Annotated in this window: 8 protein-coding genes and 14 tRNA genes; 1 reads left to right on the top strand and 21 read right to left on the bottom strand. The window is 50.8% G+C overall.

Annotated elements, in window-relative coordinates; all coding sequences use genetic code 11:
* Positions 1–8: 8 nt before the first annotated feature.
* Both glgD and EVJ24_RS13185 read right to left on the bottom strand, forming a co-directional pair.
* The gene (gene glgD / locus EVJ24_RS13180) at positions 9–1,109 is read right to left on the bottom strand and encodes a glucose-1-phosphate adenylyltransferase subunit GlgD (protein ID WP_131441613.1); all 1,101 of its coding nucleotides are present in this window, start codon (positions 1,107–1,109) and stop codon (positions 9–11) included.
* Between the two features lie 34 nt (positions 1,110–1,143).
* Positions 1,144–2,298 carry a glucose-1-phosphate adenylyltransferase gene (locus tag EVJ24_RS13185; protein ID WP_071399201.1) on the bottom strand — a complete coding sequence of 385 codons (1,155 nt, stop codon included), beginning with the start codon at positions 2,296–2,298 and terminating at the stop codon, positions 1,144–1,146.
* 152 nt (positions 2,299–2,450) lie between these two features.
* Between EVJ24_RS13185 and EVJ24_RS13190 the strand changes: the two genes are divergently transcribed.
* Positions 2,451–4,238 carry a transglycosylase domain-containing protein gene (locus tag EVJ24_RS13190; RefSeq protein ID WP_233589631.1) on the top strand — a complete coding sequence of 596 codons (1,788 nt, stop codon included), beginning with the start codon at positions 2,451–2,453 and terminating at the stop codon, positions 4,236–4,238.
* A gap of 25 nt (positions 4,239–4,263) precedes the next feature.
* Here EVJ24_RS13190 and EVJ24_RS13195 read toward each other — a convergent pair whose 3' ends face one another.
* The 19 genes from EVJ24_RS13195 to EVJ24_RS13285 all read right to left on the bottom strand — a co-directional run bounded on the left by EVJ24_RS13195 (position 4,264) and on the right by EVJ24_RS13285 (position 9,282).
* Entirely contained in the window at positions 4,264–5,121 is an 858-nt protein-coding gene (locus EVJ24_RS13195; protein ID WP_131441615.1) for a hypothetical protein, read from the bottom strand.
* Between the two features lie 35 nt (positions 5,122–5,156).
* Entirely contained in the window at positions 5,157–5,714 is a 558-nt protein-coding gene (locus EVJ24_RS13200) for a DUF5366 family protein (protein WP_131441616.1), read from the bottom strand.
* 228 nt (positions 5,715–5,942) lie between these two features.
* On the bottom strand, positions 5,943–6,416 hold the full coding sequence (gene trmL / locus EVJ24_RS13205) for a tRNA (uridine(34)/cytosine(34)/5-carboxymethylaminomethyluridine(34)-2'-O)-methyltransferase TrmL (RefSeq protein WP_070327891.1): 474 nt from the start codon (positions 6,414–6,416) through the stop codon (positions 5,943–5,945).
* Positions 6,417–6,426: 10 nt separating this feature from the next.
* Entirely contained in the window at positions 6,427–6,861 is a 435-nt protein-coding gene (locus EVJ24_RS13210; RefSeq protein WP_131441624.1) for a methylated-DNA--[protein]-cysteine S-methyltransferase, read from the bottom strand.
* On the bottom strand, positions 6,851–7,999 hold the full coding sequence (queG, locus tag EVJ24_RS13215) for a tRNA epoxyqueuosine(34) reductase QueG (protein WP_131441617.1): 1,149 nt from the start codon (positions 7,997–7,999) through the stop codon (positions 6,851–6,853). Before queG ends, EVJ24_RS13210 begins: the two co-directional genes overlap by 11 nt.
* A 71-nt stretch (positions 8,000–8,070) precedes the next feature.
* Positions 8,071–8,141 (bottom strand) — tRNA-Gly (locus tag EVJ24_RS13220).
* A gap of 6 nt (positions 8,142–8,147) precedes the next feature.
* Positions 8,148–8,228: transfer RNA gene (locus EVJ24_RS13225), tRNA-Leu, on the bottom strand.
* Positions 8,229–8,237: 9 nt separating this feature from the next.
* Positions 8,238–8,311 (bottom strand) — tRNA-Cys (locus tag EVJ24_RS13230).
* A 12-nt stretch (positions 8,312–8,323) separates the two neighbouring features.
* Positions 8,324–8,398, bottom strand: a tRNA-Gly gene (locus tag EVJ24_RS13235).
* A gap of 4 nt (positions 8,399–8,402) precedes the next feature.
* Positions 8,403–8,477: transfer RNA gene (locus EVJ24_RS13240), tRNA-Gln, on the bottom strand.
* A 6-nt stretch (positions 8,478–8,483) separates the two neighbouring features.
* Positions 8,484–8,559, bottom strand: a tRNA-His gene (locus tag EVJ24_RS13245).
* 9 nt (positions 8,560–8,568) lie between these two features.
* A tRNA-Trp gene (locus EVJ24_RS13250) sits at positions 8,569–8,639 on the bottom strand.
* 3 nt (positions 8,640–8,642) lie between these two features.
* A tRNA-Tyr gene (locus tag EVJ24_RS13255) sits at positions 8,643–8,726 on the bottom strand.
* A gap of 3 nt (positions 8,727–8,729) precedes the next feature.
* Positions 8,730–8,805 (bottom strand) — tRNA-Phe (locus EVJ24_RS13260).
* A 31-nt stretch (positions 8,806–8,836) separates the two neighbouring features.
* Positions 8,837–8,912 (bottom strand) — tRNA-Asp (locus EVJ24_RS13265).
* Between the two features lie 6 nt (positions 8,913–8,918).
* Positions 8,919–8,992: transfer RNA gene (locus EVJ24_RS13270), tRNA-Met, on the bottom strand.
* A gap of 17 nt (positions 8,993–9,009) precedes the next feature.
* Positions 9,010–9,084 (bottom strand) — tRNA-Glu (locus EVJ24_RS13275).
* 17 nt (positions 9,085–9,101) lie between these two features.
* A tRNA-Ser gene (locus tag EVJ24_RS13280) sits at positions 9,102–9,192 on the bottom strand.
* A 15-nt stretch (positions 9,193–9,207) separates the two neighbouring features.
* Positions 9,208–9,282 (bottom strand) — tRNA-Asn (locus tag EVJ24_RS13285).
* Positions 9,283–9,334 lie beyond the last annotated feature (52 nt).

Here is a 9,334-nt window from a genome sequence, read left to right on the forward strand (position 1 = left end):
ATCCTCCTTTAAACCGTTGTCCGTTTTCTGATGACGATCGGTTCATCGACCGTTCCACGAATGACCTGTCCACGTTTCACGACCACTTCTTTGTCTAAAATGGCGTTCTCGACGACAGCTCCTTCTTCGATGATCGACTTGGATAAAATGATTGAATTTTTGACGCGCGCATGTTCACTGATGACCACACCTCGGAACAAAATACTATTTTGAACTTCTCCACTGATTTTACATCCATTGGCGACTAGCGCTTCATTCACTTTCGACCCTTTCAAGTAGCGAGTCGGCGGCTCATGTTTGATCTTCGTGTAAATATGAGGGAAGTCGTAGATGATTCCTTCTTGGCGAAGTAAGCGCATACTTTCATTATAGTACGAAAGCACCGAATGAATCACCTGCATTTTACCCGTATAGTGATATCCATGAACGTGGAGACGGTGGAGCTGGGGAAGAATAACTCCATCTAACAAGTCATACTCCCCTTTTGACGTCGCTTCATCGACGAGGCGAAGGAATAAGTTTTTCGACATGACGATTGTTTCCGTATATGCATGCTCATCGTCCGGACTAAAGCCGCGCTCCCCGATTCCGACGACACGGTCATTCTCCCCGAGTCGAATCGGACGACAGTAGCCGCATTTTTGTTCATGCTCCGTATAGGCGAGCGTGATGTCCGCCCCCATCGATTTATGATGTTCGAGCATGTTTTGATAATCGATTGTCGTCAACACGTTCGAGCCGGTGATGACAACGTAGGCTTGTTTGCTACGCACGAAGTGTTCCCTGTGCATCGAGAAGTTCGCTAAATCTCCGAGATAGGCTTCGCCATCCGGTTTAAGCGCCGGCGGGAAGATATGCAATCCGCCTTGTGAGCGGTCAAGATCCCACTCTTTTCCTGATCCCACATGGTCCATTAAAGAACGATACTTATCAAGTGTAAAAATTCCAACTTGATCGATACCTTGGGTAATCATATTCGTCAATGTAAAGTCGATGAGACGATAACGCCCCGAGAACGGGACAGCTGCTAAGTTGCGATGTCCCGTTAACTCCGGGAATAACCCCTCTTCGGTACCTAAGTTGATGATTCCTAACAAATCATTCGTCAACAATAACGCCTCCTTGCGTCGGTCTATTTTATAATCAAGCACGTTGCTTGAAGACTGTTCCACTTTCGATATTTTCATGCGGCTCGATGACAACGATGTCGCCCCCCGGCTCACCAACTGTCGCGCCATCTTCAATGACGGCACAGCTGGCAACAATGGCTCGATGAATTGTAACGTCTTTCCCGATGCGGGCCCCTGGCATGATGACGGAGTCTTTCACGAGCGACCCTTCGCCGACACGCACGTCATAGAACAAGACCGAATGTTGGACTTCTCCTTCGATCCGGCACCCTTCATTGATGACCGACTGCTCGACACAAGCATCTTTTCCGATGAATTGCGGCGTTTGGTTCGGGTTGACCGAGTAAATTTTAAAGTCTGGGTCATATAAATCGAACGGTGGATCTTCTTCGAGTAGGTCCATGTTCGCTTCCCATAGCGACTGGATCGTACCGACGTCTTTCCAGTAGCCTTTGAATTTATAGGCAAAGACATTCAATCCGTCGAGGAGCGTGTTTGGAATGATGTTCTTCCCGAAGTCAAAGCTTGACGTCTCGTCTTCTGCGTCTTGAATTAAGTGTTCCCGCAACACTTTCCAGTTGAAGATATAGATCCCCATCGACGCCAAGTTGCTCTTCGGCTTCTCAGGTTTCTCATCGAATTCTTGGATCCGTAAATCATCGCCCGTATTCAAGATGCCGAAACGCGGTGCTTCATCCCATGGTACGGCCATGACTGAAATCGTCACATCGGCTTGTTTTTCTTTATGGAAATCGAGCATTTTCTCGTAATCCATTTTGTAAATGTGGTCTCCCGACAAGATCAACACGTACTCCGGATCGTAGGCATCGATATAACTTAAGTTCCGATAAATCGCATTCGCAGTACCTTCGTACCAGTTTTTCCCCGACTGAGCTTGGTATGGTGGCAGGATAGCTAATCCGCCATTGCGGCGATCCAAATCCCAGGCAGACCCGATGCCGAGGTAACGGTTTAATTCTAACGGCTCATATTGTGTCAACACACCGACTGTCGTGATTCCCGAATTCGTACAGTTCGATAGTGGGAAATCGATAATCCGGTACTTCCCTCCAAAGTTGACGGCAGGTTTCGCCGTCTTCCGTGTGAGAGGCCCAAGTCTCTTGCCTTCCCCGCCAGCGAGGAGCATCGCAACCATTTCTTGCTTCATAGTACTGCCTCCTAAATTCATAATATAATCCTCTATTACCCTTTTTCGCTGTTTCCTAATGTATTCCTGCTTAAATTATTATATGATAGCGTTTACATTTTGAATTTTATCGAAAGATTGACGATATAATGAATAGAGAAAGAGGTGAGACGATGAGAGCATGGCTCGGGGTTGTGTTTATTGCTGGATTGGTTGCCGTCGGCTTCACAGTCAGCGGAGCTTTAAAAGAAGAGATTGACCAAGCGAAAACGATTGTCGCGTGGGGCGAGGAGGCCGTCCGCTCCGCTCCGCTCTCATCGAAACATGCTGTCATGCTGACTTATAAAGGAGGGACGGAACAGTTGTATTTGAACGGTCGCCGCAACGATGTCTCCGTCGATGGGCTTCCGAATCACATCCGTGAAGCAATCATCGTCATTGAGGATCGGAAGTTCAACGCCCATCCCGGCTATGACCTCGGAGGGATTGCCCGAGCGTTCATCAACAACGCGAACGAATCGTCGGTCCAAGGCGGGAGCACGATTACCCAACAACTGGCCCGGAATGAATATTTAACGCACGAACGGACGTATGAGCGCAAAGTAAAGGAATTAATGATCGCGCGAGCGCTTGAAAAAAATTATAGTAAAAAAGAAATTATGACCGCTTACAGTAATGTTATTTTCTTCGGTCATAACATCTATGGTATCCAGTCGGCAGCCGATACGTACTTTTCCCGTCCACTAGACGATTTAAATTGGAACCAGATTGCTTTCTTGCTGACTGTACCGAACAATCCGTCCCTTTACGATCCGCTTGACCCATCTCCTGCCTTTTACGAGCGTAAAGATCGCATCCTAACGCAATTGAGAGATGCGGGTGTCCTATCGAAGCAAGCATATGATGCGTTTCACGGCGTCAAACTCAAGGCCTCTTATCGTAGCCACAAAGTCCGCTATCCAGACTATATGGACACGGTCATGAAAGACGCGGTCCGCCTCGTCCGTACACGTTATGACCTCGATGAAGAAGCGGCTAAAGATTACTTGGCGAGCAATAAAGCAACAGTCGAAACGTATTTGTCCGTCGAACGTCAAAACCAAGCGAAACAAGTGATGAGCCGCTTACCGAACGGCTTGAACGGCGGCTATGCCGAATTGACGCCGAACGGGCGCATCGTCGCCCTCGTCGATTCTGAGATGAAGCAGAGTGGTGAATTCAACCGGGCCACCCAAGCGTACCGGCAGCCGGGCTCGGCTATAAAACCTGTCCTTGTGTTTGCGCCTTACATCGAAGAGACCGGAGCGAAGCTCGATACGGTGCTTGACGGACGACCTGTCTGTTACGGGACGTATTGCCCGACGAACAGTGGCAACCGTGTCCTAGGCGACGTCACGCTCCAAGATACGGTCGCTTACTCGTATAACACACCGGCACTCGCCGCGTTCACGGCGATCGATCAAGAGCGAGCTTACGAGACGGCCGACATGATGTTCAGCCAGTGGGATCCCGACAAAGACAGCAATCTCGCGAGCGCGCTCGGCGGTCTGACACAAGGAGTATCTCCGAAGGAACTCGCTGCCGCGTACACGCCTTTTCTCAATAAAGGTGTGTACGTATCTGGTCAGACGATTAAAGAAATCCGCTTTGCTTCGGGCGCCCCGACAATCAGCCCGGGCATGATGAAACAAGCCGTCTGGTCGGACGAGACGGCCTCGGCGATGCAAGAAGCGTTATCTGCCGTCACAACGTACGGAACGGGACGTTACGCCGGCCAGATCAAACGCCCTTACGTCGGAGGCAAGACCGGCACGACCAACTCGCATAAGGACATGTGGTATGTCGGCTTGACCGATCAGACGATCACGGCGATCTGGCTCGGTGCCGACACGCCGCGTCCGTTCCCGGAGCTTGCCAACCAGGCATACCCGGCTATCATTTGGACAGAAGCGCATCGCTAAAAAACAAGGCTAGAGGACGCGTCCTCTAGCCTTGTTTCGTCCGTCTGTATATTTTGACGGTAAATGCGCCCCAAGCTGCGCGTAGTTCGGTTTCGTCAATCACTTTCCACGGATTAAACATCGTCTGGCCGTTCTTGTTGAAGAACAGCTCATCGTCTATACGATACGTCGCATGCTGCAAACGTCCGGCGTCATCCCAAAAAGTGAGAACGTCCCCTGCCTCAGCTACCGCATCGACTTGAGTATAAGACGCATGAGCCAGTGTCTGTAAAAACGTCTTCGGATGGACCCATTGCGTGATCAACCAGTCTTCCCCCGTCACAGCAAACAGTGTCGCCGCTAAGCAGTTGCTCCCCGCCTCCGTCGAGAACATGTTGGCGTATCTCGTCAAATGACTTGGTGCTTCAAGTGGTAAATCATGTGCGTCCCACACATCCCATTCTTTCGCGTAGTTCAGCACTAGCTGACGGCGCTCGAAGTTCGTCATCAGCGTCCATACATCTTGTTGCAAGACGAGGTATCTAACCCCGTCCACGTTGATGATATAAGGCATCCACTCTCGTCTGGATTCGTCGTCCGTTAACCGAAAGACAAGTCCTCGGCCGACCGTGGCCTGAAATGTGAGCACATCGCTTCTCAACGCGTCCGGTAACGATGTTAGCCACCCGCTAGGCGCATGGACGACGTGTGTCGCGACCGGATCGACCGTCCAGTATGTGTAGCTGTTGGCGACGCTAATATCCCGATATGTCGGATGCTGACTGAACTCTTCTCTTGGTATGAGCAATATGCCTGGAGAATGATCGAGCCGCGATAGTAGCCGTTCATCGATAAAGTACAAATCATGAGCAGGCATAAACGACTTGATCCATTCGTTGATCACAGCTTCTGAAGGGGCTAGTTTTATGTGAGGCCCGTTCATAAGATGATATCCCCGACCGAGTTAAACAGCCTGAGGAGCGCCCAGACGAGCCCACTTAAAAGAATCGCCCACATCATCGCTTGAATCAACAAGAGCCCGATTGCACGAAGTGTCGACATCAACTGACTGACTTGCCAAATATAGTAGAATAAATAGACGACAAACGTCCCAAGCAAGACCGCAATCGCTGCCGGCAGTGAAGTCAAAAACAAAAAACTGACACCTGAACCGACCAAGAAAATCGTTGCTCCTGGCTTTAAGCGATGGAGCGAGCTACCGTTCGTCTCACGCGCAAAAAATGCGAAACCGAGTTGGTTGAACGTATCGGCGACGAGTTTGAAAGCGCTAAACAGCATGAAGTATATCGTGAAGAACATGACGAGCACGAGGATCTTCGTCTCTTGAACAGACAACAGAGCGATGATTTCACTATACACCCCGACACGCGTCAGCCATTGAATGGCGTATTCAGACGTGGCGATAGCGAGTGACATCGAAAAAAGAATGATCCCAATCAACGGGGCGTAGCTTAACAAGTACACATTTGTTTTCATATAGGCTCTCATTTCACAAGAATTTCTCATATTCAGTGCAAATCTATTATCAAGTATATTATAATATTCGTAGTCACGGAGAACAAAAGGGGGATTTTTAAATGGGATTATTATTAATGGTCGGAATCAGTGTCGTCTTCCTTGCGGCGATCTTAACAGCAGGATACAACAGAAAACCTGAAGGTAATCAATAAGAGCCTCGATTCTAACGAATCGGGCTCTTTTTTCTTACTTTAATCCCGCATAGCTTTGCTGGCGCAGTGCCTCATAGACGATGATGGCTGCCGTGTTCGAGACGTTGAGCGAACGGACGAGGTTTGACTGGGGCAAGCGAATGCAGCGGTCAAGGTTGTCCTCGATCACTTCCATCGGTAAGCCTTTCGTCTCACGTCCGAAGACGAAGAAATAGTCTTTCTCGACGTCAGACACGTCAAGGTCACTCGGATACTGTTCGCCGTACTTTGTAATATAGAAAAATTCGCCGTCCGGATGTTGTGCCCATAGTTCGTCAAGCGAGTCATGGTAACGGACGTCGACGAACTGCCAATAGTCGAGGCCGGCCCGTTTTAACATCTTGTCATCCGTCGAGAAGCCGAGCGGACGAATCAGATGGAGCACCGAGTTCGTTGCCGCACACGTCCGCGAGACGTTACCCGTATTTGCCGGGATTTCCGGTTGAAACATTACTACATGGTTAGCCATAATCTATTCCTCACTTCACTTGTTCGATATCGAGTAATCGTTGTTTTTGATCGAGCCCGCCCGCAAAACCCGTGAGCTGTCCGCTGCTGCCGACGACACGATGGCACGGGAAGATGACAGGCAACGGATTACGGTTCAACGCCTGGCCGACGGCACGGACTGCTTTCGGACGTCCGATCTGTTCCGCGATTTGTTTATACGTCCGCGTCTCTCCAGACGGGATCGTCAACAACGCATCCCACACTTCTTGTTGGAAAACCGTCCCGTTCATATCAATCCACACGCGGTCAATTTCTTGGAGCCCTTCCCGTTCGACCCGTTCAATCATGTTGACGAGCCACACCGGTGCGCTCCCATCTGCCTGTTTTGTTTCCGCAAAGTCTAACGCGATTAATTTTCCCTGCTCATTTAATTCGTACGATAACGTTCCCCATTTAGATGACACGGTCTTCACGTTCCCACTCCTCTCGGAATATACGAATCTCTTCTTTAACCAGTTCTGATTGCTCTACGCGTTCGATCTCTTGATAGATTGCTTCAGCGTCAGTACCGAGAATCGCGCCGATCGCCCAGACAGCCGTCGCCCGCATGTCTTCACGCTCATCGGTTCGAATGAATGTTTCGAGCACCGAGACGGCTGACGGTTCACGGTAATGTGCGAGCGCTAAAATCGCGTTACGTTGAATCGGCTTCTTGCCGCGCCACGAACCGGACAAGTGACCAAACTTCGCCTTGAACTCGCGGTTACTCAAGCTGAGCAACGGTTCGAGCAGCGGTTTTACGACTTCTGCCTCCGGCAACAGCTCTTCATGATGGCGCCAATCTTTCTTACGGTTATATGGACAGACTTGTTGGCACGTATCACAGCCGTAAAGGCGTCCGCCAAGCTGCGAGCGGAACTCTCGCGGCATGAGCGTCTTCATCTGGGTCAAGTAAGCGATGCACCGTTTGGCGTCAAGCACACCCGGTTCGACGAGCGCCGTCGTCGGACAGGCGGTCATGCATTTATCACAGTCCCCGCACCCGTCCTCGATTGCTGTATCGGGTGGCAGATACGTGTCTAAAATCATCTCGCCCAAGTACAAGTAAGATCCCTTCTCCGGCGAAATGATCGAGCAATTTTTTCCACTAAACCCGATTCCGGCCCGTTCGGCCACAGCCCGGTCAACGAGTTCACCCGTGTCGACCATCGAGCGCGTTTTGACGCCGGGAACGAGTTCTTCGATATACACTTGAAGCTGTTCAAGCCGTGAGCCGACGGCGCGATGATAATCAAGCCCCCACGAGGCACGCGCGAACAGCCCACGCCGGTCGCCCGCCACGCTTCGGGGCGCGTCTTTCAATTTGCTCGGGTAGGCAATCGCAATCGCGATGATGGATTGCGCGTCCTCTAACAATAGTTCAGGCGTCGTCCGTTTATCAAGATCGGGTTCTTCAAATCCTGAAGCGAAGCCTTTTTCTTGTTGTTTGATGAGCCGTTGTTTCATGACGATGAACGGATCGGCCGTCGTCACTTTCAACTCATCGATCCCGATTGAGGCAGCGTACTCGACAATCTGTTGTTTTAGTATCTCAGGAGTCATCCCATTCATCCCCTCACTCTTTATTTTCGCATACAAAAAATCTCCCCGCCACTAAGGGCAGAGAGATATGAAGCGGGTGAAGAGAATCGAACTCTCGTCATCAGCTTGGAAGGCTGAGGTTTTACCATTAAACTACACCCGCAGAGAGTACCGGTGGTCGGAGTCGAACCGACACTCCAGAGGAACACGATTTTGAGTCGTGCGCGTCTACCAATTCCGCCACACCGGCATATTATGTTGGAGGCGCCAGTCGGAATCGAACCGACGATAGAGGAGTTGCAGTCCTCTGCCTTACCACTTGGCTATGGCGCCAAAGAGATTAAATGGAGCGGAAGACGGGATTCGAACCCGCGACCCCGACCTTGGCAAGGTCGTATTCTACCACTGAACTACTTCCGCAAAATGGCTGGGCTGGAAGGGATCGAACCTACGCATGTCGGAATCAAAATCCGATGCCTTACCACTTGGCTACAGCCCAACAAAATGGGGCGACTGAAGGGAATTGAACCCTCGAATGCCGGAATCACAATCCGGTGCGTTAACCACTTCGCCACAATCGCCATAATAAACAGGGGCAGCAGGAATCGAACCCGCGCTGACGGTTTTGGAGACCGTAGTTCTACCGCTAAACTATGCCCCTAAGTGGTGGGGGGGGGCGGATTCGAACCGCCGAACCCGAGGGAGCGGATTTACAGTCCGCCGCGTTTAGCCACTTCGCTACCCCCCCACATGGTGGCTTTGGACGGAATCGAACCGCCGACACAAGGATTTTCAGTCCTTTGCTCTACCAACTGAGCTACAAAGCCATGTATGTAGTAATTTAGTTAAATAAAAAAATGGCGGTCCTGACGGGATTCGAACCCGCGATCTCCTGCGTGACAGGCAGGCATGTTAACCGCTACACCACAGGACCACACAATTGCGGGGGCTGGATTTGAACCAACGACCTTTGGGTTATGAGCCCAACGAGCTACCAGACTGCTCCACCCCGCGACGATATAAAATTTAAATGGTGACCCGTACGGGAATCGAACCCGTGTTACCGCCGTGAAAGGGCGGTGTCTTAACCGCTTGACCAACGGGCCATACAATATGGATAAACTGGCGGAGAGCAAGGGATTCGAACCCTTGAGACGGTTGTGCCGCCTACACGAATTCCAATCGTGCTCCTTCGGCCACTCGGACAGCTCTCCAAAGAAGAGAAAAAGTGGCTCCGCAAGTAGGATTTGAACCTACGACCTACCGGTTAACAGCCGGTTGCTCTACCACTGAGCTATTGCGGAACGATCTTGCCTGGCAACGTCCTATCCTCACAGGGGGAGACCCCCAACTACT

Source organism: Exiguobacterium sp. SH1S21 (assembly GCF_004337175.1).
Lineage (GTDB): Bacteria > Bacillota > Bacilli > Exiguobacteriales > Exiguobacteriaceae > Exiguobacterium > Exiguobacterium aurantiacum_A.